This window comes from Metabacillus sp. B2-18 (assembly GCF_021117275.1).
Classification (GTDB): Bacteria; Bacillota; Bacilli; order Bacillales; family Bacillaceae; genus Metabacillus.
Genome location: NZ_CP088245.1, coordinates 2,817,567 through 2,844,189, shown reverse-complemented (window position 1 = coordinate 2,844,189; position 26,623 = coordinate 2,817,567). Strand labels below are relative to the sequence as shown.

24 protein-coding genes, 3 pseudogenes and 1 riboswitch are annotated in these 26,623 nt (G+C 35.2%); of the genes and pseudogenes, 24 read left to right on the top strand and 3 right to left on the bottom strand.

Annotation, left to right across the window (positions count from 1 at the left end):
* Positions 1-37 precede the first annotated feature (37 nt).
* From LPC09_RS14320 to LPC09_RS14305, 4 genes are all read left to right on the top strand, one after another.
* Positions 38-1,036: a DUF3231 family protein gene (locus LPC09_RS14320; protein ID WP_231307629.1), complete on the top strand. Its 999-nt coding sequence runs from the start codon at positions 38-40 to the stop codon at positions 1,034-1,036.
* Positions 1,037-1,198: 162 nt separating this feature from the next.
* Positions 1,199-2,020 (top strand): SPL family radical SAM protein, encoded by an 822-nt coding sequence (locus tag LPC09_RS14315; RefSeq protein WP_231307628.1) that lies wholly within the window; start codon positions 1,199-1,201, stop codon positions 2,018-2,020.
* A gap of 70 nt (positions 2,021-2,090) precedes the next feature.
* A complete protein-coding gene (locus LPC09_RS14310) occupies positions 2,091-2,282 on the top strand; it encodes a hypothetical protein (RefSeq protein WP_231307627.1) in 192 nt (63 codons plus the stop codon).
* Positions 2,283-2,294: 12 nt separating this feature from the next.
* On the top strand, positions 2,295-2,492 hold the full coding sequence (locus LPC09_RS14305; protein WP_231307626.1) for a hypothetical protein: 198 nt from the start codon (positions 2,295-2,297) through the stop codon (positions 2,490-2,492).
* 68 nt (positions 2,493-2,560) lie between these two features.
* Here the strand turns inward: LPC09_RS14305 and LPC09_RS14300 are convergent, their stop codons facing one another.
* A complete protein-coding gene (locus tag LPC09_RS14300) occupies positions 2,561-3,790 on the bottom strand; it encodes a sensor histidine kinase (RefSeq protein WP_231307625.1) in 1,230 nt (409 codons plus the stop codon).
* A gap of 232 nt (positions 3,791-4,022) precedes the next feature.
* Between LPC09_RS14300 and LPC09_RS14295 the strand changes: the two genes are divergently transcribed.
* The 13 genes and pseudogenes from LPC09_RS14295 to LPC09_RS14235 all read left to right on the top strand — a co-directional run bounded on the left by LPC09_RS14295 (position 4,023) and on the right by LPC09_RS14235 (position 16,990).
* The gene (locus LPC09_RS14295; RefSeq protein WP_231307624.1) at positions 4,023-4,940 is read left to right on the top strand and encodes a manganese catalase; all 918 of its coding nucleotides are present in this window, start codon (positions 4,023-4,025) and stop codon (positions 4,938-4,940) included.
* Between the two features lie 55 nt (positions 4,941-4,995).
* Positions 4,996-5,163 (top strand): hypothetical protein, encoded by a 168-nt coding sequence (locus LPC09_RS14290; protein ID WP_231307623.1) that lies wholly within the window; start codon positions 4,996-4,998, stop codon positions 5,161-5,163.
* Between the two features lie 100 nt (positions 5,164-5,263).
* Entirely contained in the window at positions 5,264-6,118 is an 855-nt protein-coding gene (locus LPC09_RS14285; RefSeq protein ID WP_231307622.1) for a gamma-glutamylcyclotransferase family protein, read from the top strand.
* A 247-nt stretch (positions 6,119-6,365) separates the two neighbouring features.
* Positions 6,366-7,472: an HD-GYP domain-containing protein gene (locus LPC09_RS14280; protein WP_231307621.1), complete on the top strand. Its 1,107-nt coding sequence runs from the start codon at positions 6,366-6,368 to the stop codon at positions 7,470-7,472.
* Positions 7,473-8,459: 987 nt separating this feature from the next.
* Positions 8,460-9,689, top strand: coding sequence for an MFS transporter (locus LPC09_RS14275; protein WP_231307620.1), 1,230 nt, complete (start codon positions 8,460-8,462; stop codon positions 9,687-9,689).
* Positions 9,664-9,843, top strand: a pseudogene (locus LPC09_RS14270) (GNAT family N-acetyltransferase); the annotation flags it as partial. The gene LPC09_RS14275 and the pseudogene LPC09_RS14270, both read left to right, overlap by 26 nt.
* Before the next feature lie 37 nt (positions 9,844-9,880).
* Positions 9,881-10,069 carry a hypothetical protein gene (locus LPC09_RS14265; RefSeq protein WP_231307619.1) on the top strand — a complete coding sequence of 63 codons (189 nt, stop codon included), beginning with the start codon at positions 9,881-9,883 and terminating at the stop codon, positions 10,067-10,069.
* Between the two features lie 150 nt (positions 10,070-10,219).
* Complete coding sequence (locus LPC09_RS14260; protein ID WP_231307618.1) at positions 10,220-11,047, top strand: pentapeptide repeat-containing protein; 828 nt, start codon at positions 10,220-10,222, stop codon at positions 11,045-11,047.
* Between the two features lie 122 nt (positions 11,048-11,169).
* Positions 11,170-12,057, top strand: coding sequence for an SDR family NAD(P)-dependent oxidoreductase (locus LPC09_RS14255; RefSeq protein WP_231307617.1), 888 nt, complete (start codon positions 11,170-11,172; stop codon positions 12,055-12,057).
* Positions 12,058-12,308: 251 nt separating this feature from the next.
* Positions 12,309-12,387: riboswitch (ZMP/ZTP riboswitch) on the top strand.
* Positions 12,388-12,526: 139 nt separating this feature from the next.
* Positions 12,527-13,726, top strand: a complete 1,200-nt coding sequence (locus LPC09_RS14250; RefSeq protein ID WP_231307616.1) for a phosphoglycerate dehydrogenase — start codon at positions 12,527-12,529, stop codon at positions 13,724-13,726.
* A gap of 139 nt (positions 13,727-13,865) precedes the next feature.
* Positions 13,866-14,627 (top strand): NRDE family protein, encoded by a 762-nt coding sequence (locus tag LPC09_RS14245; RefSeq protein WP_231307615.1) that lies wholly within the window; start codon positions 13,866-13,868, stop codon positions 14,625-14,627.
* A 74-nt stretch (positions 14,628-14,701) separates the two neighbouring features.
* Positions 14,702-15,703: an LLM class flavin-dependent oxidoreductase gene (locus LPC09_RS14240; protein ID WP_231307614.1), complete on the top strand. Its 1,002-nt coding sequence runs from the start codon at positions 14,702-14,704 to the stop codon at positions 15,701-15,703.
* A gap of 228 nt (positions 15,704-15,931) precedes the next feature.
* Positions 15,932-16,990 (top strand): LLM class flavin-dependent oxidoreductase, encoded by a 1,059-nt coding sequence (locus LPC09_RS14235; RefSeq protein ID WP_231307613.1) that lies wholly within the window; start codon positions 15,932-15,934, stop codon positions 16,988-16,990.
* A gap of 609 nt (positions 16,991-17,599) precedes the next feature.
* On the opposite strand, the gene LPC09_RS14230 is transcribed toward LPC09_RS14235, so the two are convergent.
* Positions 17,600-18,796, bottom strand: coding sequence for an MFS transporter (locus tag LPC09_RS14230; RefSeq protein ID WP_231307612.1), 1,197 nt, complete (start codon positions 18,794-18,796; stop codon positions 17,600-17,602).
* Positions 18,797-19,501: 705 nt separating this feature from the next.
* Here LPC09_RS14230 and LPC09_RS27665 point away from each other — a divergent pair.
* The 7 genes and pseudogenes from LPC09_RS27665 to LPC09_RS14195 all read left to right on the top strand — a co-directional run.
* Positions 19,502-19,894 (top strand): annotated as a pseudogene (locus tag LPC09_RS27665) (PAS domain-containing protein); the annotation flags it as partial.
* A 45-nt stretch (positions 19,895-19,939) separates the two neighbouring features.
* Entirely contained in the window at positions 19,940-20,431 is a 492-nt protein-coding gene (locus LPC09_RS27660) for a methyl-accepting chemotaxis protein (protein ID WP_442920041.1), read from the top strand.
* 181 nt (positions 20,432-20,612) lie between these two features.
* Positions 20,613-21,326: a response regulator transcription factor gene (locus LPC09_RS14215; RefSeq protein ID WP_231307611.1), complete on the top strand. Its 714-nt coding sequence runs from the start codon at positions 20,613-20,615 to the stop codon at positions 21,324-21,326.
* A gap of 46 nt (positions 21,327-21,372) precedes the next feature.
* The gene (locus tag LPC09_RS14210; RefSeq protein WP_231307610.1) at positions 21,373-22,566 is read left to right on the top strand and encodes a sensor histidine kinase; all 1,194 of its coding nucleotides are present in this window, start codon (positions 21,373-21,375) and stop codon (positions 22,564-22,566) included.
* A 150-nt stretch (positions 22,567-22,716) separates the two neighbouring features.
* Complete coding sequence (locus tag LPC09_RS14205; protein ID WP_231307609.1) at positions 22,717-23,433, top strand: ABC transporter ATP-binding protein; 717 nt, start codon at positions 22,717-22,719, stop codon at positions 23,431-23,433.
* Positions 23,434-23,446: 13 nt separating this feature from the next.
* Complete coding sequence (locus tag LPC09_RS14200; protein ID WP_231307608.1) at positions 23,447-24,187, top strand: ABC transporter permease; 741 nt, start codon at positions 23,447-23,449, stop codon at positions 24,185-24,187.
* 120 nt (positions 24,188-24,307) lie between these two features.
* Positions 24,308-25,219: a glycerophosphodiester phosphodiesterase gene (locus LPC09_RS14195; RefSeq protein WP_231307607.1), complete on the top strand. Its 912-nt coding sequence runs from the start codon at positions 24,308-24,310 to the stop codon at positions 25,217-25,219.
* Between the two features lie 391 nt (positions 25,220-25,610).
* Here LPC09_RS14195 and LPC09_RS14190 read toward each other — a convergent pair.
* Positions 25,611-26,600, bottom strand: a pseudogene (locus LPC09_RS14190) (IS6 family transposase); the annotation flags it as partial.
* Positions 26,601-26,623 lie beyond the last annotated feature (23 nt).

Genomic DNA, 26,623 nt, shown 5'->3' with positions numbered 1-26,623 from the left:
AAAATACAAATAGTTATTAAAAACGGAGGTTATTAGAATGGAGTCACATCATGTTCGTTTAACAGCTTCTGAGATTGGTGGGCTTTGGACTAATTATGTATCAGATAGCATGTTTATCTGTGTGTATAAATATTTTTTAGCACATGTTGAAGACAAGGAAATTAAATCTGTTTTAGAGCATGCTTTAGATTTGGCTCAACAACATGTTTCAGTCGTGACAAAGATTTTTACAGAAGAGAAACATGCTATTCCTGAAGGATTTACTGAAAAAGATGTTGATATAAAAGCACCAAAATTGTTTACAGATGAATTTTTCCTTTTTTATACAAAACAAATGGCAAAGGGAGCTCTTGTTACTTATAGTGCCTTACTTCCACATACTTTTCGAAATGATATAAGAGAACACTTTATGTCATGCATCTCCTCGACAATGGAATTATTCAATGATACAACAAACATTATGTTGTCTAAAGGGCTGCAAGTGAGAACACCTTACATACCTTACTTAAAGGAAGTAGACATGGTTGAAAAGCAACGCTTTTTAGCAGGTTGGATTGGTGAGCAAAGACCTTTAACAGCGATGGAGATTACAAATTTTTATGCAAATTTACAAACAAACTTCCTTGGAGGAACTTTAGTTACAGCATTTGGACAGGTTGCTCGAACTGAAGATGTTCGAAGCTATATGAGAGAAGGAAAAAAATTAGCAAAAAAACATACAGAAATTATGAGTAAATATTTAAAACATGATGATCTTCCTGCTCCAACTCCATGGGATGCTTATGTGCTAGTGACAAAAGAACCTCCTTTTTCAGATAAATTGATGATGTTTCAAGTATCTATGATGTCTGCTGCGGGGATGGGGAATTATGGAACAGCTATAGCTGCGAGTCCGAGACGAGATATTGCTGCAGAATATTCAAAGTTACTAGGAGAAGTTGGTTTATTTGCTGAAAATGGGGCAAGCATGCTCATTAAACATAAGTGGATGGAGCGTCCACCACATGCAGTTGATCGGAATGAATTGATGAAATAGTCAGGTGTGAGGTGTTCTTATTTCCCTAATCAAAAATGGTTTGAGAAGATAAGATAGCAAAAGAAGGGGCCCCTGGCTTCTTTTTTGTTATTCCTAAACGTAAGTTTAAAGGCAAAAGTTATAAAATTTTCATAATTTCAATAGTAAAATCGTGGTGAAACAATGAAACCTTCCATAAATTATAAAATACCTAAAAAAATATTAACATCTACAAGTGGATTTTTATATGGCTATACACATTCATTAAACCCTTATTCTGGTTGTGCCTTTGCATGCTCATATTGTTATGTAAGACAAAGTCCTGTTGGGTTGTTTAGAAAACAAGAATGGGGAACATGGGTTGATGTAAAACAAGAATCTCATGATAAACTCTCTCGTGAAATCAAAAACTTAAGAAAAAGAGACAAACCTGTAACAATATTCATGGCTTCAAGTACTGATCCCTATCAGCCTGTTGAATATAAAGAACAAATTACGAGGGCTTTACTTGAGGCAATGGCTGAAACTCCACCAGATTTTTTATTTGTTCAAACAAGAAGTCCTTTAGTAACTAGAGATATAGATTTGTTTCACAAGCTGAAGGAGAAGCTAAGGATTAGTATAACAGTGGAAACAGACGATGATGATGTTCGCAAACGATTCACTCCGCAAGCACCACCAATACAAGCAAGATTAAAAGCTATTTCTCAGCTTAAAGAGGCTAATTTACCTATTCAAGTAGCAGTTGCACCTGTACTGCCATTTTCAAATGAATTTCCAAAAATTCTCTCAAACTTAGTAAGTCGAATTGTTGTTGATGATTACTCAGGTGATGGAAGCCAAGGCAAAAGAAGTGAGAGATTGAATGTAAGGGAATTGTACAAAACAGAAGAATTAGATACATGGTATGGAAAAAACACCTATCAAGTTGCAGTAGAAAAGTTAAAACAATCACTTTCTTCAGATCAAATATTAATTAGCCAAGAAGGTTTCATGCCTAATTAATGACGAATAGAAACCCTCTTGTTAGATAAACTATGACAAGATGAAATTTCATAGAAAGAGGGGACAAGCTTTGCGAGCTAGTCGCAGAAATGAAAAACAAATTAATACAATCTATTGGTTTTCAATTATTGGCTTTTTATTTAGTGTTGTTTATACCATTGTGGTTATGACAAAAGGGGCCCAAGTAATCGATAAAATTGATTATATTTATAACCGCAACCAAAGAGAAGCAGAAAGAAAATGGCGAATGACTTTAAAATAGGAGTGGTGCAAAATGAATCAGGAAAAATTACTTGCAGATGAATTAAGTAAAATGATTGAAGAAGATCAAATTCCTTTATCTATTACAGAAGATATCCATGAAATTAGTGGAAGTTTACGCTCAGGTAATATGAGTTTAAATGACTTAAAAGGAAAAGATGCATTTATAGAAAAAGCTATAAATGAGGCTAAGAGTCGTTTACATATGTGAGTATTAACGTATGCAGATAAAAGACAGGTTAGGCGTAGTATCTAAAATTAACATGACTACGCCACTGTCTATCTAGGAACAGCAATCGGAAATTTTATTGTAAACTTTGTTCCAACTCCTTGCCTGCTTTCAATTGAAATGCTTCCTTTCATCCCCTTTATAATACTAAACACCACCATCATTCCAAGTCCTGTTCCTTTTTCCTTTGTAGAAAAATAGGGCTCCCCAATCCGATTGATTTGCTCCTGTGACATGCCAATTCCTGTATCAGATATTTCAATTAAAACGTGTTTATTTAAAATCGACGTATAGATATTTAAAGTCCCACCCTCTGGCATAGCTTCTATACAGTTTTTCGTGATGTTTAAAAAACATTGTTGAAATTGTTGCTTGTTACCCTGTATAACACATGTTACAAGATCTGATTCAATTACGACAGAGTTCATATTCGCATAAGAGGAGATAATGTCTTCAATATGTTTAAGATGAATGCCTATATCAAGCAACTCCCAATATGCAGGAGCAGGTTTTGCAAATGTTAAATAATCATTAATAATGTTTGAAGCAGTATCAAGCTCATCAATCGCGAGCTTAATATATTCATCTCTTTTCTCTTTTTCAATGGTGTCACTTTCTAACACGAGTTGTAAAAATCCTCTTGTAACAGTCAAGGGATTACGTACTTCATGAGAAACACTAGCAGCAAGTTGACTAACTACTTCTGATTTTTCAGTTTTAATAATTTTTTGCCTTAGAGAGATTGTTTCTCGAATGCTTTCAAATATATAACCAACAACAAATATGGCGACTGTTGGTGAGAATAACATCATAATTGTATGAATTGTGATTATTTCTTCTCTATTTGTGAACACAAATAAGAAAATGGTAAAAACGATCGTAACATAAACCATTGTCTCAAGTTTCTTTGAAATGTTTGAAATTAAGAAAGTGGGAGACATGAAACCGCACACTAACCCTAATACCCCATACATAATTAAAAAGGAAATGTATGTGTCAGTTACCCCATAAAAGAAGGTAAATACGACAACAATGACAATAAATAAAATGGTCGAAGTAACAATTCCGCCATAAAGCCCTCCAATTATATAAGGAATAAGCTTTAAATCCTCAACAAATGAGCTTTCTAGGGGGAAAGGAATACAAAGGGTAATTGTTATGGCAGAAGCAATACCAATGACAACTTTATTTTGGTGATGACCTGTTTTTTCTGACCAAAGATGCTGAAGGAAGATTCCGACCAAAATAAAAAGTAAATTCAATAAAAATTCATTTAACATATTACGACCTTGCTTTCATCTTAAATTTCAAACCTAAGCAATGTTTGTATTCGGCTAGTTAAATACAAAATCCTCTTATTTCGATAAAAATTAACAATCTTTACATAGAGAAGATTACAATTGATTAAGTTAATGAAGTATTGGTTACAATTGGTCGTTATATCTTTTCTTACTATCCCCACACTAGTAGTGTAAGTTGTTTTAACAATACTTTCTTTGAGGGAGAGATTTCATGTTTTATCATGTAAAGGAATTACAATATAACGCAAAGCCAAGTCAACCAGACCCAGTATATGCAAAAAAATTACAAGAAATCCTTGGTGGACAATATGGGGAAATGTCAGTTATGATGCAGTACCTTTTCCAAGGCTGGAACTGTCGTGCTGAAGGAAAATATCGTGATATGATTTTGGATATTGCAACAGAAGAAATTGCCCATGTAGAAATGATCGCAACAATGATAGCCCAGCTACTTGACGGTGCACCAGTACAAGATCAGGAACAGGGGGCAAAAGATCCTGCAGTTGAAGCTGTCCTGGGTGGAATGAATCCTCAACACGCTATCGTAAATGGGCTTGGGGCACAACCAAATGACAGTGTAGGCTTCCCTTGGACAGCTCGTTACACAATTGCAAGTGGTAACTTATTAGCAGACTTTCGTGCAAATTTAAATGCAGAATCACAAGGTAGACTTCAGGTTTGTCGTTTATATGAAATGACAACAGACCCTGGGGTAAGAGATATGCTGTCGTTTTTAATTGCACGTGATACGATGCACCAAAACCAGTGGATGGCAGCCATTGAAGAAATTGAACAAACACAAGGTGCAATTGTACCAAGTAACTTTAACCAAGAGTATGAGAAACAAGAGGTATCATACTCATTTATGAACTTCTCTGAAGGAGAAGACAGCAGCACTGGTAACTGGGCACATGGACCAACATTAGATGGACAAGCGAATTTCGAATATATCCAACACCCAGAGCCAATGGGACAAAAGCCACAATTACAACCAGGACCTGCTTATATGCATGGAACAAATCCTAAAGACATGCGTATTCAGCAAGGAATGGGAAAATTAGAACCAACTCAGTCAGCAAATAACAATTTCTTTTCAAAATCACAGCAACCACAAAACCAAAACTTCTAACATAATGAACCCAAAGCATCTACCATGTTGGTAGGTGCTTTGGAGTTTGAAAGGAATGAAAACTTTGGAAAAAGATCATTTTGGTAAAAACTTAAGTCTAGACGGTAAAAGAAAAGAGGAGCACTTAGAAATAAGCTCTACAGGTTATGGATTAGAATCTGTAACTTCATCTGATCCAACTAAGTCAGAGGAAACGAAACAGTCAACTTGTGGAGGATTATAATAACAGGTTAATCTTATGAACATAAGAAAGGTCCTCCTTAGATCAATTTTTCATGATACCATTGTAAGTAACGATGATATGCAGAGGAGGACATTTTCTTATGAAAAATACATATAAGGTTTTTGTGTATGGTACACTCCGTGAACATGAATCCAATCATCATTTTCTAAATGGAGCAGTGTGTCTTGCAAAGCAATGCTGGACACATGGGATTCTTTTCGATACAGGTTTAGGTTATCCAGCGATGATTACAGATAAAGTAAAAGTAATATACGGGGAGTTATATGAAATAAATGAAATGATATTAAAAAAGCTAGATTGGTTAGAGGGCTTCGAAGCAGAAGGTGTCGATAACGAATACGAACGAATAACCCAAACCATTTTTACTGATCATCACTCAGAACAAGCCATTGTATATAGTTACTTACATAAGAAAGTAGAAAATCTGCCTATAATTAATTGTGGTGACTGGAAACGTCACTTACATACAAATACATCTAAATTACTATATTTTGCTTATGGTTCATGTATGGATAATGAAAGATTCAAGCTGGGAAAAGTAGATCACTTGTTTAAAAACATCGTCGGCTGTGGTCATGCCACAAATTTTTCTTTAGCCTATACCGTTCATTTTCAAGATGGAAGCCGCGCGGATATGATTGAAGCAGATGATATTGTTGAAGGAAAAGTATATGAAATTAATCAAGAAGCCTTACATTATTTGTATGAACGAGAAGGTGTTATGGCTAACATTTACCGCCCTGCATTTATTAATGTAGAGATAAATGGTGTATTACATAAAAATGTCCTTACATTTCTTGTTGTGAATAAGAAGGAAGAAGCTGCACCACCTGAACATTATTCAAATGAAATACTACGAGGTGCTAAGGGATTTGTGAGTAGTGGCTATTATCGTAAGTTGGAAAATAAACTATTGACTTTAAAGCAGGAATAACATATTGCTATTTTGATATAGTAATTAGAATTTGTGAACTTTTTTATTTTATTTCCTAAGTAAGATGATCACGAACTTTCATTGAAATATAAAGAAAAATTGACTATAATCGACAGTAAGAGACATTTAGTATGACAAGAAAAAGACATCTAGAAAAGAATTAATGTGCTGGTTGACCTTACACATAGTGAAGACGCATTAATCCTAACTTTTTCAAGGAATACATGTGAGACAGGAGCAAGAAAGAATGCGTTTAGTTAGATTAGAGCGATGCTCATCAGGAATAAAGCTAGGGAAATCTATTTATAGTGAAAACGGCAAAATTCTACTAACAAAGGGAACGGAACTTACTGATAGCTTTATTAACAGACTTAAAAATCTTAATATTAATACAGTTTACATAGAAGATACAGCATCAGAAGGTATCGATATTATAGAATCTATACCAGTTGAACTATTAAATGAAGCAACGAATGTCATTACTGATGGATTAAATACAATTGCAGATATAAATATTACAAAACCCACTGTTAAGGGTATGATGGAAACAGAAAAAACTGTTAGAAATTTTCAACGAATATTCAAGGATATTTTGACGATCTTAACTGAAAACCCAACAGTGCTAAATCTGCTTGCTACCACAAAAATACATGAAAGTCATGTGTATACCCATAGCTTGAACGTAACAATTTATTCGTGTCAGCTTGCAATTAAAAACGGTCTTCAAACAAAAGAAATCGAAGAAATTGGTCTAGGAGCATTACTACATGATCTTGGAAAAATCTTTGTAAAACCTGAAGTGCTAAACAAACCTGGTCGATTAACAAAAGAAGAGTTTGAACAAATGAAATCACATTCACAACTAGGTTTTGATATTCTAAGAAAAGTACATGAAGTACCATTTGTTGTTGCGCATTGTGCTCTTCAACATCATGAAAGACTTGATGGAGCGGGTTATCCAAGGGGACTGAAAGGAAACGAAATTCATCCCTATGCAAAAATTTTAAGTGTGGCTGATGTGTTCGACGCGGTAACAAGTCACAGAGTCTATCGCCCAGCTATGCTTCCTCACCAGGGAATGGAGCTTTTGTATTCGGGAAGTGGCACGCAGTTTGATACAGATCAATTGAAGTTATTTAAAAACTGCATTGCGATCTATCCACAAGGACTAACTGTTAAATTAAATGACGGAAGAACAGGAATTGTCACTAAATACAATTTCCATTCAGTAGGACGTCCGGAAATACGGATCATTCGTGACGAAGAAGACCAGGAAGTAGCACCATATGAAATTGACTTATCATCTTCAGGAAACCTTACGCTAGAAATCGTAGAAGCTGATGCGTTGTTATAATTTATAGAGTAGATGACCCATGCACTTGAATTGGTGCTGGGTTATTTTTGTGAAGAGCGGTGTTTTCACATCGGGACAGGAATTAGGGTGAAGTGCAAGACGAGTCTCGATAAAAGGGGAATCGGGACAGGAACTGGTTGAAGCAAGAATGATGTGTCTCGATACATGAGGAATCGGGACAGAAACTGTGAGAAACAAGCAAGATGTGTCTCGATACATGAGGAATTGGGACAGAAACTGTGAGAAACAAGCAAGATGTGTCTCGATACATGAGGAATCGGGACAGAAACTGTGAGAAGCAAGCAAGATGTGTCTCGATACATGAGGAATCGGGACAGAAAACATGAGAAGCAAGCAAGATGTGTCTCGATACAACGGGAATCGGGACAGAAACTGTGAGAAACAAGCAAGATGTGTCTCGATACAACGGGAATCGGGACAGAAACTGTGAGAAACAAGCAAGATGTGTCTCGATACATCGGGAATCGGGACAGAAAACATGAGAAGCAAGCAAGATGTGTCTCGATACATGAGGAATCGGGACAGAAACTGTGAAAAACAGGTAAGATGTGTCTCGATACATGAGGAATTGGGACAGAAAACATGAGAAGCAAGCAAGATGTGTCTTGATACATGAGGAATGGGGACAGAAAACAGTTGAGGCAATCATGGTGTGTCTCGATAAAAGGATAATCGGGACAGTAAACCGGCCATTAAAACAGAATGTGTCTCCAAAAACACCACTACCTTATTTCGGCTAAATAAATTCGCTTTAATTAACTCAACAATGGATTTTTTCCTAAATAAAATAAGAAAAATAACATCTGCTTCACCAACATATGCTAAAATTAGGAAAAAAACATGTCTTTCAATCGAGTTACAAGTACTATATAAAAGATACTCTTTAATCCATTCTAGAGATAGCACCTAAAAGTCAACACACTCACACTTTTTGAAATCGTTTTCAACAACGAAAGGGAGGTCCCTATGATATCACAAGAATGGAGGACATTGTTTTGGGTTGGACTTTCTGTCTTATTCGCCTTGAGCTTATGGTTTAGTGCATCAGTTATAGCACCAGAGCTTATTCGCTTTTGGGATATTACCTCGCAATTAGAAGCATGGCTATCAGCTTCAGTACCTCTTGGCTTTGTAGTAGGAGCATTTTGTAGTGCTTATTTTGGTATGGCAGATCGCTTTCATTCTCGTAAAGTTTTTGCTATCTCTGCACTAAGTGGTTCATTTTTTAATGGAATTCTCATCTTTGTTGACCAGGCTTTACTCGGAATTCTCTTAAGAGTTTTAACAGGTGTATGCCTCGCTGGTGTATATCCTATAGCTGTTAAAATACTATCTCAATGGTTCCCTAGAAAGCGTGGACTTGCTATAGGTATATTAATAGCTGCATTAACACTAGGTTCTTCTTTACCACATTTTGTGTTAATGTTTTTTTCATCATTTCAATGGCAGTTCGTACTCATCACGAGCTCTGTACTATCCATTCTTTCAGCAATTATCATCTACTTTATTGTAAAAGATCCAACGATAACTCCGACAAAAACTCCTTTTTCCATTACATTAATTCATCAAGTTGTAAAAAATAAACCAGTAATGTTAGCGAACTATGGGTATTTCGGGCATATGTGGGAATTGTATGCGATGTGGACGTGGCTGCCTACATTCTTAGCTGCTAGTTTTTACAACAATTCACCTGGAGTTTCACCTTGGATTATCGCATTTTCCTCATTTCTATCTATTGGAATTGCAGGAGGGATTGGATGTGTGTTAGGGGGCATTATTTCTGATAAAATTGGAAGAGCTAATCTTACAATGATCTCGATGATGATAAGTGCAATTTGTTCTATTTTGATAGGTTTTACATATGGTCAGGTTATTTGGCTGACTCTTGCAGTATCATTTATTTGGGGGATGACTGTTATATCAGATTCAGCACAATTTTCAGCAGCTGTTTCAGAGGTATCAGATAGTAGTTATGTAGGAACAGCATTAACTTTTCAAATGTGTATTGGATTTCTAATTACCATATTTTCAATTAATCTTATTCCAGTTTCACAAAAAATTATGGGGTGGGAGTGGGTTTTCACACTATTAGCGATTGGACCAATTCTTGGAATCGTATCTATGGTCAAGTTTAAATATTATGAGTTAACAGCAATCGGAGGAAATAAAAATGAAGATACAGCAACAAGAATTTGAACAAAATCAATTGCAGTATATGATTAGATCTGCAGAAGAAAACGATGCATTAGTCTTATCAGAACTGAGAGTTAGGATTGATGGTGAAACGGAAAATCTAGACAGAGAACCCGGTGAAGCATATATAGATGAAGCTGGTTTTAAACAGTTAATAGGTTAAGGTCTAAATGCTAGGAGGGGTTCCAATCCAGATGGGGGCATTTACTGTTTATCTTATATTAATCGCAGCCATTGTTTTTGATTTCTTTTGGCTTGATGTTGAACAAAAAAGATGGGGCTGGATGAAAAACTGGTCCAGGCTACATAAGGGTTTATTTTTCTCAGGATTTATTGCCGTAACTGCATGTATTTATATTGGCTTAAGCTTGAATTATATGTAAAGAAAGCTCTCAATTTGATAGCTTTCTTTTTTAAGTTAAGGAGGAAAAGTGATACAAGATAGTGATAATCTATACCTCCGATTGTTATTATATGGTATTATTGCAAGGTAATTTTAGATATAACGAGGTTTTTTAAAGGAAGTGTAATTCTTGTCTACGAATCTACTAAATAGTGAAAAATATAGTGCTGATTGTGTAAAGTGTTTTGGGCTTTGTTGTGTGGCCTTACCTTATGCGAAATCAGCAGACTTTGCAAAAGATAAAGCTAGTGGATCTCCATGTGAAAATCTTCAAGAAGATTATCGCTGTAAAATTCATAAAAACTTAAGAAATACAGGATATCGCGGGTGTACAGTTTATGAATGCTTTGGGGCAGGACAGAAGGTTTCCCAAATAACATATAAAGGGAAAGATTGGCGAGAACACCCAGCAATAGCGAACGAAATGTACAATGTTTTTCCAATTATGCAGCAACTGCATGAAATGCTTTGTTACTTAACAGAAGCATTGCAGCGAGCAGAAGCTAAACCTATATATAAAGACCTAAGTAATATGCTTGAGAAAACAGAGGCTCTCACTGCTCAAAATCCTAAGTCTATACTTGAGTTGAATCTCCATGTTCATAGAGCTGGTGTGAGTGAGTTACTACAAAAGGTAAGTGAGCTAGTTCGTTCACAAGCAAACAAAGCTCAAAAAAGACATGAAAAAAGAAGCGATTTTATAGGTGCAAAGTTAAGAAAAGCAAACCTAAAAGGAGCAAATTTAAGAGGAGCACTGCTAATTGCAGCTGATTTAAGAGAAGCTGATATGAGAGTAACTGACCTTCTTGGTGCAGATTTACGCGATGCTAACTTAAGTGGAGCAAATTTAATGGGATGTATTTTTCTAACGCAAGCTCAAGTAAATTCCGCTAATGGAAATCGTGATACGAGGTTACCACTTGGTTTAAAAACACCAGTTCATTGGATGGTGAAATAGTAAAATAATCACGATCCACAATTAGATGATAATAATATTGTTATGTTAACTAAAATTCAATTTTGTTATTTTATGATAATTAAGATGTAGTTTTATGAAAGACGTTTTGCCAAGTAAAAGGAGTGAACGTATGGCCAAGCAAAACATGCTTAATAACTGGTGGGAATTCGGGGATTGGAAAAGCTGCAGCCATTCAACTAGCAAAACATGGGTTGAAAATTATTATCGGTTGCAGAGATGAAAAAAGGGGTTTGGTTGCATTAGAAGAAATCAAGGAGAAAAGTAATAGCGATTCTGTGGAATTATTACTACTAGATATGAGTTCTCAATGTTGTATTAGATCTGCAGTTAATGAATTAATATCTAATCACAGCCAAATCGATGTTCTTATTCATAATGCAGCTGACTTTGATATTAGTAGAAAAGCACCTCAATATTCAGATGAAAACATCGAAACTGTTTGGGCAACAAACCACATTGGACCTGTTTTGTTGACAGAATTATTACTAGATAAACTAAAACAAAGTGAACAAGGTCGAATTATTACAATTGCTTCACAAGGATTAGTTTTACACCCGTTTTTAAAAATCAATTATTCTAATCCTGAATTTACCAATGAGAAATTCCGAGTTGAAACAGCGTATTATCAATCAAAACTTGCTCAAGTGATGTACACATATTGGCTTTCCGATAAGTTGAAGAACACAAAAATTACAGTGAATTGTATAAGAGTTACCAATGTGAAAATAGATATTGAACGGTATCCAAATTTATCTCAACTGATGAAACTTATGTATTCAGTAAAAAGTAAGTTTTCCATCTCTCCAGATGAAATGGCCCAAACTTACTTATATTTAGCAACATCTCCTGAGTTACAATCAGTTACCGGAAAATACTTTGACGAAAAAAATAGACTAGTAACTTCATCAACGTTCAGCAAAGATAAACATCAGATTGAGAAATTGATGGAACTAACGGCAAAGTACATTTTTACTGACTCAAAATCTTGATCATTTTTACTAGAAGATTATTTGCTGTAGCATGTTAAAATATTTGGAGAAATAAGTCAGTATATGCGCTTACCCAGGAAATGATTTAATCTATAAAATTGTACAAGGGTAGAAAATAACGGCATTATTATGGAAACGTTTAATTATTTAGTATGAAATAACAGAAAATAGTACTCAAAAGTTTAAACAAGAAAATTCTTGAAATAACTGTTGAAGTTCACGCCAACTGTGTTAAAATGTATTTAATTCAAAAGGCTATGTGTAACTGGCGAAACGCGGATAACCGTGAGGGAGCACATAGTGTCGAAGCCGTTCGCCTGGGCAAAGGTAAGGGAAATCTTCCCTTGCCTTTTTCTGTTTAATAGGAGAGGATAATTCGAGTAAACTATGTTATAATTCCATTATTCTATTAAAATGAAAATATTCATAAAATTTGAAAACTTACCTGATGAAAAGAGGAGATCGAAAGATGAGTACAACAACATTAGAAAAAGTAAAGACAATTAAAACGTTAAATAACATTGCAGAAGTTGGTTTAAATGTATTTAACAAAGGTAATTACACTATCGACAATAATAGTGAAAATCCTGATGCAATTGTTCTTCGCAGCTTTAACATGCATTCAATGGAATTTGAAAAAAACTTAAAAGCTATTGCACGTGCAGGTGCGGGCGTAAACAATATTCCAGTTGAAAAATGCACAGAGCAAGGTATTGTTGTATTCAATACTCCTGGAGCAAATGCAAATGCAGTAAAAGAAATGGTTTTAACAACGTTAATGGCTTCTTCACGCAATCTTTTTGCAGGTGTTGAATGGACGAAAACATTAGACGGTGAAGGAGATCAAATTCCTAAGCTAGTTGAGGCAGGCAAAAAACAATTTGTTGGGAAAGAGATTAAAGGTAAAACACTAGGAGTTATCGGTTTAGGTGCGATTGGTGCGCTTGTAGCTAATGACGCTCTTGGACTAGATATGGATGTTATCGGATTTGACCCATTCATTTCTGTAGATACTGCTTGGAATTTATCTCGTAAAGTTCAACGTGCAATGAGCCTTGAGCAACTTTATGCTAACTCTGACTATATTACAGTACACGTTCCACTAACTAACGACACAAGAGGTATGTTTAATCAAGAAACATTCAGCATCATGAAACAAGGTGTTCATATTATGAACTTCTCACGTGGTGAGTTAGTGAATGAAGATGATATGAAGATCGCATTAGAAAGTGGAAAAGTAGGTAAATATGTAACAGACTTCCCTAATCAAAACATATTAAAAATGACAAACGTTGTACCAATTCCACATCTAGGGGCATCTACAAAAGAATCTGAGGAAAATTGTGCGATTATGGCAGCACGTCAAGTGAAGGAATTCTTAGAAACAGGAAACATTCGTAATTCAGTTAACTTCCCGAATGCGTCTCTTCCATATACAGGAAAACGTCGTGTAGCAACTTTCCACAAAAACGTGCCAAATATGGTTGGCCAAATAACTCAAGCTATTTCAAGCTATAACCTGAACATTGCAGACATGGTAAACAGAAGCCGTGGTGAGTATGCGTACACAATGATTGATATTGACAACGAAGTAAATGGTGACATTATCCCTCAACTTGAAGAGAAAATCACTCAAATTGAAGGTATTGTCACAACTCGTTTAATCTAATAAAAGCTATTCTTATTAAAGGTTGCTGTTAAACAGCAGCCTTTTTGTGTTTGAAAAAGTTACTTTAGAGGAAGTAATGTTTGTTTTTTTGTAAAATATAAACAATAAGACCACAATTGGTTGTAAGGAAGTGATAGAAATGTGCTTAATTAATTTTGCGTACAAAATAGATCCTGTTTATCGTCTAATACTTTCTGCAAATCGAGATGAATACTATAAACGATCTACAGCTCAAGCTGGGTTTTGGAAAGATGTCCCAAATATATTAGCAGGAAGAGACTTAGAAAAAATGGGAACATGGATGGGAGTTACAAAAAACGGTCGTTTTGCAGCACTTACGAATTACAGAGAACCGGCAAAAGAAAATAAACAGGTACGATCTCGGGGGGAACTAGTGAGCAAATTTCTGCAATTCAATGAAAATCCCAAGGACTACTTGGATAACATTCAAGAAAATCGTGAACATTATCCAGGATTTAATTTACTTGTTGGAAATCAAGATGCACTTTACTATTATTCAAACGTAGAAAATGAAATAAAATTACTTCAACCGGGTTTGTATGGATTAAGTAATTCTTTACTTGATACACCATGGCCGAAAGTTCGTAAAGGGAAGGAAGGTTTACAAAACTGCTTAAATCAAGCAGGTGAAAAATTGACAGAGTGTTTGTTTTCAAGCCTACAATATGCAGATCCAGTTGCAGATTCAGAATTACCAAGTACTGGTGTATCTATCGAATGGGAAAGAAAGCTATCTCCATTATTTATAAGAACACCGGATTATGGTACAAGATCTTCGACAGTACTTTTCATGAAGAATGAGGAAGTTAAATTTGTTGAAAGGACATATATTGGGGGTCAGGTCAAGGAAATAGACTTCGAATTTCAAATTGAAAAGTAGTAAGCATAAAATTTTTTTTCTTCGATTTAAATTGGTACGATAGTAAAGAACTTGATGAAGAAAGGACAATTACTATGTCAAATATACAAATACCTGTTTCTGTTTTGAATTTGGTGCCTATTCGCAAAGGACAGGAAGCGAAAGATGCAATTGATTCGATGGTTGATTTAGCGCAGGCAACAGAAAAAATGGGTTACTCACGATATTGGATTGCAGAGCACCATAATACATCAACACTAGTAAGTTCTGCTACATCCATTTTAATTAAACATACTCTAGAAAACACGGAAAGAATTCGTGTAGGATCTGGAGGAATTATGCTACCGAACCATTCTCCACTAGTTGTTGCTGAACAATTTGGAACAATGGCTACCATTTATCCAAATCGTCTCGATTTAGGTTTAGGTCGTGCACCAGGCACAGATATGATGACAGCAAGTGCACTAAGACGATCACAAAATGATTCCGTTTATACATTTCCGGAAGATGTTAACTCATTACTTACTTATTTTGGTCCGATGGAGCGACAAGACTATGTGAAGGCACATCCAGGCGTTGGGACAAACATTCCTATTTATATTCTTGGTTCTTCAACTGATTCAGCATACTTAGCAGCTAAACTAGGCTTACCATATGTATTTGCTTCACATTTTGCTCCACGTTACATGGAGGAAGCCATTTCCATATATCGAGCAAGATTCCAGCCATCTGAATATTTAGATAAACCTTATATGACGGTATGTCTAAATGTGATTGCAGATGAAAGTGACGAAGAGGCAAGACGAGAACAAACTTCCATGCAGCAATTTTTCTTAAATGTTGTCCGCGGAACGCAGAATCCATTACAACCACCAGTAGAAAGTATGGAAGACTTATGGCAGCCTCATGAAAGAGAAATGGCTACATCTATGTCCAGTGTTACATTGCTTGGTAGTAAGGATTCAATTCGTCAACAACTAACAAACTTCCAAGAAAAATATAATGTTGATGAAATCATGGCTGTTTCCTATATCTATGATCAAGACAAACAAAAACGTTCGTATGAGATTTTAAAAGAAGTGGTAGATGGTAAGTAAGAAATGTGCAAAACTGCAAAACAATAAACTAGAATGATAAGAAATAGGGATGGTCCTTGGCCATTCCTATTTCTTATGTTGTTGACAAGATATTTAAGTTTATACATGCTATGGTAAAAGAGGGAAGGTTAATTTACTATTTACTTTTAAGTAAAAGTACTTATAAAAGGAGAAATATCATTCTTTTTGCTATAATTCTAATTATCCATAAAAGTAGGAGGAACAACAATGGAAATAGGAGTAAGTACCTTTGTGGAAACAACACCAGATTTGAAAACAGGCAAGGTGATAAGTCATGCTGAGAGAATACGAGAAGTAGTAGAGGAAATTGTCCTCGCAGATTCAGTTGGACTAGATGTATTTGGTGTAGGTGAACATCATCGTGAAGATTTTGCATCTTCCAGTCCAGCAGTCATTCTATCAGCTGCTGCCTCGCAAACAAGAAACATTCGTCTAACAAGTGCGGTTACGGTGTTATCATCAGCTGATCCAGTTCGGGTTTTTCAAGACTTTGCGACACTTGATGCCATTTCAAATGGACGAGCAGAAATTATGGCTGGAAGAGGTTCATTTATTGAATCGTTCCCTTTATTCGGTTTTGATTTAAAAGATTATGATGAATTGTTCGAAGAGAATCTTGCATTATTATTAAAAATTCGTGAATCTGAAAAGGTATCATGGAAAGGTGGACATCGCCCAGCTATACATAACCGAGGTGTTTACCCACGACCAGTGCAAGATCCTTTACCAGTATGGATTGGAAGTGGGGGAAATTCTGAATCAGTTATTCGAGCAGGTGTTCTTGGGTTACCGCTCGTATTGGCCATTATAGGGGGAATGCCTGTACAATTTGAGCCACTCGTACAATTATATAAAAAGGCTGTTGCTCATGCTGGCCACGACATTTCTAAGTTAACCGTTGCCTCACATTCTCATGGGTTCATTGCAGATACAACAGAAGAAGCAGCAGATAAATTCTTCCCTTCTACACAATATGTAATGAACAAATTAGGGAAAGAACGTGGCTGGAGTCCGTATACAAGAGGAAGCTTTGATATGGCTCGAACACTTGAGGGTGCTCTGTATGTAGGGAATCCAAAAACTGTTGCTGAGAAAATCATTTACCTACGAAAAAATGTAGGAATCACTCGTTTTATGTTACATGTACCTGTTGGCAGCATGCCTCATGATGATGTGATGAGAGCGATTGAACTATTAGGTAAAGAAGTAGCTCCTTTGGTGCGCTCGGAAGTTGCAAAGTGGGAGAAACAAGAAAGCGGAGAATAGGTTGGACTACTCTATTGTCCGAGAAATATCTGTACTCAAAATAAAGCAAACCTCTATTCATTCATGAGGTTTGTTTTATTTTGAAGATTAGGGAAAATTTACTTGGTTTTGCGTTTACTTTGAAACAAAAAAGGATACGTCATTTTTACTAAAAGGATCAGTTTTGAAGTACAAAATACGAATTAACATTGTTTTTCAAATAGTAATTCTCACCAGGCTTAAAAAACGATTTAGCAAGGAAATCAGCAAAGGAAAGTGCTTGGTGACAAGTGTATCAGGATAGGCATCCGGTTTAACAAATATCCTAATTTACAAGAAATACAAGGAAATCAGCTGCTAAAATAAGCGGAGAAATTTCTCTTAATGTGTTAAAAGCATGAAAAATAGATTAAATAGACGGAAAAATTCCACCTATTTAATCGAATAAGATGAAAATGGACCATTTTTCTTTGCTTAAACGGAAAAATTCCGCTTATATCGTCCAAACCAAGTTCCATTCTTCATTTAAACGGAAAAGATCCGCTTATATTTATCCGCCTCTCGGACATTGGTGTGCTATTCGAAAACCTAACTCGTTCCATTTTACTAAATCTTTTTAGTAATCTATAACTACGATGATAGTAGTTTCTTTTTAATAGTTGAATATATTCCTGAACTAAACAATAATAATGCTGCTACGATGAATGAAAAACTAACAGAGTACAACTCTGTTAAAAATCCAAATGTAACAGAAGAAACAGCAAAAACTAGAGAAAGCAATGCACCTTGTGCCGCATAAATTTTAGGTAATTGATGAATTGAAGCAGCTCTTTGTAAAGACGTTTGTAAGGAAATGCTTTTTACCTGCTCTAAAAATCCACATAATGCTGAAAGAAAGAGGGCTGCTATTGGTGATGAATTTAAACCAACGGTAAATGTACCAATACAAATTCCAAATGAAGAAATAATAATCACATAAGGAAGATGTGAATCAACAACCCTTGCAAACTTCACGGCAAAAAGTCCTCCAATAACAAGGCCAAGAAAAAAGGTTGCATTGATATAACCCCACCATGCTTGATCTTTCCCTAATATTTCGTCCACATAAACATAGAGAATTGCTGCAATCCACACTGCACTCGCAAAATATTCCAAAACATAAATGAAAGAAATCGATCTTATTGACGGCACTTTCCAAATATAACGCCAACCTTCTTTTAGTGATTCCCATTTAGATAGCACCGAGTCTTTATTTACGATTTGTTCAGCGTCATCTCTAAGCAATTGCATATAAAATGTTGATAGAACAAATAAACATAGAGTGAGCCAAATCACATGATTTCCACCAATTAGGGTAACTAATATTCCTCCTGATGCCCAACCACCGAGTTGAACCGTTTGATCTAAAGTAGAAACAAAACTGTTCGCTTTTACTAATTCCTCTTTTTGGACAAGTCGAGGCAGCATTGCATTTCTGGCAGGTGTTGCCCATCCATCAAAAAAAGAAATGCAAAATACAAGAAAAAAGATAATGATGAGATTCCATGAGAAGAAGATCGTTCCTAATTGCATAGTAAAGAGTATCAACGTCTTTCCTAACTGTGAAAAAACCAATAGCGATTTTAATCGATATTGATCCAAAAGCAGCGGTGCAATAAAGCCACTACTGAATTTTGCAACAGTGATGATAAACGGTACAACCGCTAAATACATAGCCGAACCTGTTTGCTCATGAATAATGGCCATAAGCCCAACAATGTAAAACACATCACCACTGTTTGCTAGTAACTGTCCGAGCCAAAGGTGTCTAAAAGATGTTGTTCCCATTTTTCTACCTCACTTATATTCAATTTTAGTTTTGGGTAGAAAAACAGCCTACATCTTTTAGCCCCCTAGTGTGATTTATACAAAATTATAATACAGAAACACACCACCTGAAAAGAAGGAGTTACCAAATAAAGTGACTATTTGTGTACCTTTACTGACTAAATTAGTGACGATCAGATAATAGTTGAGTATGACTTTTTTTCAATAAAATCAGAAATATAAAGAGCAGTTAGAAAAATCTGCTTAATAAATTATCGTGTAAAGGAAGGAAAAATAATGAAAAAGCATATGTTAATCACTGGAATTTCATAATGAAAATCTTATAGAAGAAATGAGAGGAAACTGTTGTTTTTTGTCGCATTGATATAGGATTATATTCCTAGGTATCATTTCTTTCGTAAAATAAAAGGAAAACAGAAGTTGTTATCTCTAAAACAATATTAGTATATAGATATAGCGTTCTTTTTTAAAGTTTAATACAAATTTCGAGCTTACGAGTAATTTTGTTGAATATTGTAGAGGTCATCAATCGTGTTTTCGACAACACTATATTTATAGGAGAAAAACGACCAATTGTTAAGAGTGTGTAAATATGACTAGATTTAGAGTGTTCAAGTTTTACAATCGTAGTATTTTTAGACTATGATAAATGAGTGAGCAATCATTTTTTACTAAAATAATAGGACAGAATTGAGGATAATTATTATGCTGGTATCTAAATTAGCAAGCGTTTCCAAATCATCCCATGTTTTAGACGAAGTTTCAGTTCTAAGTGCAATCGAGAAATCAGTTGCAATGATTACATTTGATCCGCATGGAAAAGTATTATGGGCAAATGAAAACTTCGCGAAAACAATGGAATATCAAATGTCAGAAATGCCTAATCTGTTGCATAAACAGTTTTGCACAGAAGAATTTTCTAGAGGAAGAGAGTACCTGGAATTTTGGAGAAATTTACGGAAAGGGAAAAGTTTTCAAGAAAAAATACAGCGTGTAACGAAAACAGGTCGACATATTTGGCTTGAAGCAACTTATTCACCAGTTTTAGATGAATATGGGGTAGTACAAGGTGTTGTCAAAATTGCTACAGATATTACAATACGAGAAAAACATACAGTAGAAGTTGCCTCGCGATTAAAGCAAATGTCCGCTGATCTTTTAGATCGGGCAGAAGAAGGAATCTCTACCAGTGAAGACGTTGCAGATGCGAATGCGGAGCTTGTCTCACAATCAGGTGAAAACTTAGAAATTTTAACAATGTTAAAACAAAAAGCTTCTTCTATTGAAAACATCACGAAAACAATTCGTGAAATTGCTTCACAAACCAATCTTTTAGCTTTAAATGCAGCGATAGAAGCAGCTCGTGCCGGGGAACATGGAAGAGGATTTAACGTTGTAGCAGATGAAGTTCGAAAACTAGCAAATCGTGTACAAGATTCTGTTCAAGAAGTAAATGCACATATCGAAGGAATTACAAGTGAAATTGTTAAAATCAGTGATGTAACACAGCGTTCACAAACAGGAATAACAAGCAGTCAAACATTGATTGAGCAAGCAATGCAAGAGTTTAAAAACATATGCATGTCAGCACAGCAATTAGATGAACAAGCTAGAACATTTAAGGAAATGCTTTGATATTAAATATACTATCTTGTTTATTTAATGATCTGTTTATCAGGAAGTTTACCTCTTAATTTACAATGAGGTAAGCTTTTTTTGGTTAAAAATGACAACTTCTTCTTTCACTTTTTTCATAGCTTGCTATACTAAAGGTAGATGACAAAAGTTCTATTATTTAGAGAGAGAAGGACCGCCAGTGAGTAGAACCATTTTAATCGTTGATGATCAACCAGAGATTACCGAATTGCTCAGCCTTTATCTAAAAAAAGAAGGCTTTCATATTATTGAGGCACATGATGGAATGGATGCATTTCAACTAATTGCAAAAGAACAAATCGATTTAATGCTTGTGGACATTATGATGCCGATCATTGATGGCTATCAACTTATTAAAAAAGTGAGAGAAACGTTACAAATTCCAATTATTATTATATCGGCAAAACAAGAAGATCAAGACAAAATAGAAGGTCTTAGTTTAGGAGCGGATGATTTTATTCAAAAGCCATTCAATCCTTTGGAAGTTGTAGCAAGAGTTCATGCTCTTTTAAGAAGGAGCTATAACTATTCCTTAGAAGCAATAACACAACCAGAAGATCATGAATCACGAAAAAAAGTTGTTGGAAATCTCACACTAGATGAAAATTCGTTTTCCATTATAAAACAAGAATTGGTCATTCAGTTAACGAAAATTGAATATAGAATTCTTGAGATGTTAATGGATTATCCTGGAAGAGTTTTTACAAAGCAGCAAATTTTTGAAAGAGCATGGAATGATTATTACATTGGTGGTGAAGAGGATAATACCATTAATGTCCATATCTCGAAGCTAAGGGAAAAGATTGAAGAAAATCCGAAAAAACCAACCTATATAAAAACAGTGAGAGGATTGGGATACAAGTTTGAAAAATGACTTAATAGGCCTTTATTAGGTCTATTTTTTTGAGGTAGGGATAAATTTGATTTTTAAGCTGTTTCCAAAGGAAGAAGGATTTCTTCCATATATGTATATTGCGAATATGTGTATTCCTTTTTACTTTTTGTTGCAAGAACCTTCAAATAAGCAGTATCCTGGTTTATTGTTGATGCTTGCATTTATGATCATCTACAGGCAGATATTTTGGAGTGAAAAATTAGTAAAATATTTAGTAACAAGTGAGATCATCATTACTCTTATTTTTGCTTATTTTTACAACCCGATGTATTTATATATTGTTTTTGTGTTTGTGTACCTGTTTGTACGATTGCCAATAAAGTGGATGTACGTTTTATGTGGACTTTTTACATTATCTAGTATTACCCTTATCTATCAAGAAATTTTTCCTGATAAACTGCATTTACTTATTAGCTTTCTTCCTCCGTTATTTGGTGGAGGAATATTACCATTTATAATGAGAGCATCGCTTAGATACAAAGAACTAAATGAAGATTTGAAGCGACTGATGGAAGAAAAAGAACAACTTGAAGAAAGTAAAAAAAGAATGCTGGCAGATCTTTCTCATGATTTAAAAACACCAATGACAACCATTCAAGGATATTCAAAAGCATTATATGAAGAATTTGTGGAAGATGAAGAACAAAAACAACGTTATTTAAAGTATATTCATGACAAGTCTGTAAGAGTAACAACATTAATTGATGAGCTTTTTATGTTTTCAAAATTGGAAACACCGGACTCCCAATTGAATAAAGAGAAAAAAGATCTTTGTGAGTTTTTCAGAGAAGTTATTGTAGAATATTATCAGTTGTTCTCAGAAAAGAAAATGGAGCTAAACATTGACATCCCAATTACTAAATTGATATATGAATTTGACTCGAAGCTTCTATATCGTGCTATTTCAAACTTATTAGAAAATGCTGCTAAGTACAATCCCGAACAAACAACAGTGTTTATCTCGTTAACAAAAAGAGCGAATTGTATCACCTTAGAAATTGGAGATGATGGAACTGGTATTAAAGACGACCTGACCAATACATTATTTGATCCTTTTGTAAGAGGAGATAAAAGTAGAAAGAATGACGGTGGCTCTGGTTTAGGATTAGCTATTACAAAAAAAATTATCGAAAAGCACGAAGGGAAGATCATACTCGATACAAAGCCCGTGCGTGGAAAAACGAATTTTATCATAGAACTTCCTGTTAAAGAGGTATAGCACATTCGTGCTATACCTCTTTATTTTGCATTACCCTTTGATCAATTACATGTAAGTTTAATAGTAAAATATGGTTCAGTTAAGATTAAATTAAGACTCCGTTTGTAAGATAAGGTTATAAATAGAGCCAAGACAAAAGGAGTTGTGAAGATGGTAAATGTAATTGAACTTGAACATATTGTGAAAAGCTATGGTGATGTTAAAGCGGTTGATGGAATGACATTACAGGTTAGAAAAGGAGAGGTACTTGGAATTATCGGGGCAAATGGAGCTGGGAAATCAACAACACTAGAAATGATGATGGGCCTTAGAAAACCGGATTCTGGGTCAGTGAAAGTATTGGGAAAGGATATGATTACTGCTTCAAATGAATTGAAACAAAAAATTGGGATTCAGCTTCAGCAAACAGCTCTTTATGATCGGATTAAAGTAAAAGAGGCATTAAATCTCTTTAGTTCTTATTATGAAAAAAGAAGAGATTTAAATGAAATCATTTCAACACTTGATCTTGAGCCATATCTCAATAAATATATTAAAAACTTATCAGGTGGCTGGCAGCAGCGAACATCGCTCGCACTAGCGCTGGTAAATGATCCTGAGATTATTTTCTTAGATGAACCAACTACAGGATTAGATCCACAGGCACGTCTTGAATTATGGAAAGCTATTAATAAGTTTAGAGGGGAAGGTAAAACAATTATTCTGTCGACTCATTATATGGATGAAGCACAAAGACATTGCGATCGAATTGCGATCATCAAACAAGGGAAACTTGTTGCATGTGATGAGCCTATTCAATTAATTCAATCATTAACTTGTAAAGGCTCAATGGAAGATGTTTACTTACAATACGCGGTAGGGCAATAAAGGAGGAGTTAGAATGCAATCAGTTGTTACACATACAAAAATGGAATTAACCTTATTTTTTCGAGAAACATTAGCGTTACTTTTTACGTTTATTGTACCAGGAGTTAGTTTTGTTGTATTTGGGTTAATGTTTAAAACAAATTCCTATGATGGGTTGGATTATTTTCAGGCTTATATTCCAAGTATGATTGCGATTATTATTTTTACAACTGCTTTTTTCTCAATGGGGCTTCAAATTGTTATTGACCGTGAAAAAGGAGTTTACAAGCGGCTTAAAGGTACCCCGATTAACCAAAGAGCCATCTTTACGGCAACAATTATCAAAGGGTTTTTCGCGATTTATGTTGGAGTAATAGAAATTTTACTTATATCAAAATTTGGATTTCAAACGAATTTAACAAAAAATCCTATCGAATTTATAATAGCTTTAACCTTTTGCTCAATCACATTTTTTTCATTAGGATTTCTCGTTTCGAGCTTAGTGAAACGGATGCAAACAGCGCTGGGAATTGCCATGGTTGCCATGTATCCTATGATGTTTTTATCAGGTGCAACACTTCCACTTGAAGCTTTACCAGAAATTTTACAAAAAATAGCTATTCTTGTTCCTTTAACTTATGTTGTAAATGTGTTAAGAGATGGTTGGAATGGAACACTTTTTACAGCACAAGCCTTGGGTGATATTGGGGTTTTAGTTATGATTTTTGTTTCTTGCTCAATCATTGGAATGAAGTTTTTCCGATGGACTGATTGAACTAGTGAAAAATCGGTGGTAACTATAAGATGAAAGAATTTACAAAAAAGTAGCTTGAAATTTACAAACTCCCTTTAAAGTGAGAGGTATACATTACTTAAGGGAGTTTGTTGTATAAATATGAAAAGATTAGGGCCGGTATTATTATTTATTACGATCGTTGTTCTTATGATTTATAAATTGCAAATTCCATTATCACAACAAGTGAATTCCTCAAATTCTAATACAAACCATTTAATTGTTGCGCACCGTGGTGCTTCTGGATATGCACCTGAACATACAATTGCTTCTTATGAACTGGGGGAGAAGGTTAATGGGAGTTATATTGAAATAGATCTTCAAATGACAAAGGATGGTCATCTTGTTGCCATGCATGATGAAACGGTGGATCGTACAACAAATGGAACTGGATTCGTTAAAGATATAACATTGGATGAAATTAAGAAATTAGATGCTGGTTCGTGGTTTAATGACATGTACCCGGAGTATGCGAACGAAGCTTTTAAAGAATTGGAAGTACCTACACTAGAGGAAATTTTTCAAACGTTTGGAAATGATGCTAATTATTATATTGAAACAAAATCACCAATAAAATACCGAAATATGGAGGAAAAGCTACTAGAACTTCTAGATATCTATCAACTTACAAGCCATAATGATGATACTAACCATGTGATTATTCAATCATTCAGTTCAGAAAGTCTAGAAAAAATTCACGAGCTAAACCCTAATATCCCTTTAGTTCAGCTTTTAGCTTATACAGGTAAAGCCTCTATTTCAGACAAACAACTAGCTGCAATTAAAAAATACGCGATCGGAATTGCTCCAAACTTTCCATCTATCAATCAAGCATACGTAGAAAAGGCTAGAAAAAGTGGTCTTGACATTCATCCTTACACAATAAATGATAAGGAAGAAATGGAAAACGCATTGTTATGGGGAGTTACCGGTGTATTTACGAATGATCCTGAACTTTTTCAAAATGTATTAAATACATATAATCGTATGGAAAACGTTGCTGGAAAAGAGTAGTTGATGTTGTTAATATAACCACTAACGAAGGGTGCCGGTTAGCTATTGATAGGTAATCTCTTTACATAAGATGAAATGATTGATTTCTTTTCCTATATTTGGTGAAATAAAGATGTATATAAAATATTTCTTTATGGTAGTGTCAAAAGATTTATGAAAACTACCTAAAGGGTTAGCTTCTCTCCTATTTACTGGATGGAGATGCGCCGCAATCTCTCTTGACAAACACGCCAATGGTTTGTGGATTGTTTAACAAGGGCGAAGGGAACAAAAGAAGGCATACCAAATAAGCCCTTGGTTGTTTCCATTTTAAACCATTGGCAAGTTCGGTTTGTCAAGAGTTCGCTCCGCCGATTGCTGAATTAGCTTAAGGGCTCAGCTAAACAAAAAGTTAGGCTTGTCTTTGTTCTACTATCCATTGTTGTGCTAATCCAATGAGCTTTGTCCAACGTGCTGGCATTGTTGGAAGCCCCTTGAGTTCTGGATTCACTACGGGCACTTTTCCTTCTAAGGCGGCATGCGGACGCAAAAAGTTAAAGTAGGCCGTAAATAAGGTGACGTATGAAATGGAACCATGTTCAGAGCCGAATCCATGAGTGGAGCGATAATTGCCCTTAAAGGTGCGGTTAAGTCTCTCAATTATTTGTTTCATTGGTCTATATTCGGTTGAAACAGGGTCCTCATTGGTTAATCCAATGACCTGCTTCACATCGAATAAAATCTCATGTTGAGCGAAGAAATGTTGGGCTAAAAGATAGATTGGATTCCCGTCTACCACAAAGGTCAGATTTTCTGGAATCTCTTTCATCTTGATTAAGACCTCATCAATTGCTCGAATGGCTGTTGCTGTGTCTCGATTAGGCGACACCGGATACGAAAGAATAATCTTTTTCACGGCGTCAAAAAAGAAAAATAAATAATGCCATCGACCGTTTACTCTGATATACGTTTCATCACCGCAGAATTGGTCTGAAAGTTCATAGGGATAGTGATCCACATAAGGTTTAAGTAATAAAGCTACGCTATTTTCGTAGTTCAATACAGTCTGATGTGAAATCATCACTCCGTGTACGTCCTGCATAATCGCAGCTGTTTTACGGGCCGAAAGGCCATAGTTTACATGATAGGTTAGGATCAATCCTAATGTATGTGGGGATGCATAAATCTTTGATAAGTCCACGGCCGGCAGTTCTGGTGATTCCTTAGATAACGGCTGGAAATCGATATAAAACTGACGGAAAATGTATCTCAATTTAAATGCTTGAGGGTCCTTTTTGAACCTTTTCTTTTCTTTTGAAGTCATCCCATTGAGCTTCTTTTGATAATAAGAACAGTCATTGTTCTTGCACTTAAACACGTGAAAATCTTTTCTTTTGTAAATGTCAAGCTAACGATGTACAACTT

Excerpts from the sequence above, each read along its gene's own strand:
- LPC09_RS14320 (WP_231307629.1), top strand. The coding sequence starts at position 38 with ATGGAGTCACATCATGTTCGTTTAACAGCTTCTGAGATTGGTGGGCTT.
- LPC09_RS14315 (WP_231307628.1), top strand. The coding sequence starts at position 1,199 with ATGAAACCTTCCATAAATTATAAAATACCTAAAAAAATATTAACATCT.
- LPC09_RS14305 (WP_231307626.1), top strand. The coding sequence starts at position 2,295 with ATGAATCAGGAAAAATTACTTGCAGATGAATTAAGTAAAATGATTGAA.
- LPC09_RS14300 (WP_231307625.1), bottom strand. The coding sequence starts at position 3,790 with ATGTTAAATGAATTTTTATTGAATTTACTTTTTATTTTGGTCGGAATC.
- LPC09_RS14295 (WP_231307624.1), top strand. The coding sequence starts at position 4,023 with ATGTTTTATCATGTAAAGGAATTACAATATAACGCAAAGCCAAGTCAA.
- LPC09_RS14290 (WP_231307623.1), top strand. The coding sequence starts at position 4,996 with ATGAAAACTTTGGAAAAAGATCATTTTGGTAAAAACTTAAGTCTAGAC.
- LPC09_RS14285 (WP_231307622.1), top strand. The coding sequence starts at position 5,264 with ATGAAAAATACATATAAGGTTTTTGTGTATGGTACACTCCGTGAACAT.
- LPC09_RS14280 (WP_231307621.1), top strand. The coding sequence starts at position 6,366 with ATGCGTTTAGTTAGATTAGAGCGATGCTCATCAGGAATAAAGCTAGGG.
- LPC09_RS14275 (WP_231307620.1), top strand. The coding sequence starts at position 8,460 with ATGATATCACAAGAATGGAGGACATTGTTTTGGGTTGGACTTTCTGTC.
- LPC09_RS14265 (WP_231307619.1), top strand. The coding sequence starts at position 9,881 with ATGGGGGCATTTACTGTTTATCTTATATTAATCGCAGCCATTGTTTTT.
- LPC09_RS14250 (WP_231307616.1), top strand. The coding sequence starts at position 12,527 with ATGAGTACAACAACATTAGAAAAAGTAAAGACAATTAAAACGTTAAAT.
- LPC09_RS14245 (WP_231307615.1), top strand. The coding sequence starts at position 13,866 with ATGTGCTTAATTAATTTTGCGTACAAAATAGATCCTGTTTATCGTCTA.
- LPC09_RS14240 (WP_231307614.1), top strand. The coding sequence starts at position 14,702 with ATGTCAAATATACAAATACCTGTTTCTGTTTTGAATTTGGTGCCTATT.
- LPC09_RS14235 (WP_231307613.1), top strand. The coding sequence starts at position 15,932 with ATGGAAATAGGAGTAAGTACCTTTGTGGAAACAACACCAGATTTGAAA.
- LPC09_RS14230 (WP_231307612.1), bottom strand. The coding sequence starts at position 18,796 with ATGGGAACAACATCTTTTAGACACCTTTGGCTCGGACAGTTACTAGCA.
- LPC09_RS27660 (WP_442920041.1), top strand. The coding sequence starts at position 19,940 with ATGTCCGCTGATCTTTTAGATCGGGCAGAAGAAGGAATCTCTACCAGT.
- LPC09_RS14205 (WP_231307609.1), top strand. The coding sequence starts at position 22,717 with ATGGTAAATGTAATTGAACTTGAACATATTGTGAAAAGCTATGGTGAT.
- LPC09_RS14200 (WP_231307608.1), top strand. The coding sequence starts at position 23,447 with ATGCAATCAGTTGTTACACATACAAAAATGGAATTAACCTTATTTTTT.
- LPC09_RS14195 (WP_231307607.1), top strand. The coding sequence starts at position 24,308 with ATGAAAAGATTAGGGCCGGTATTATTATTTATTACGATCGTTGTTCTT.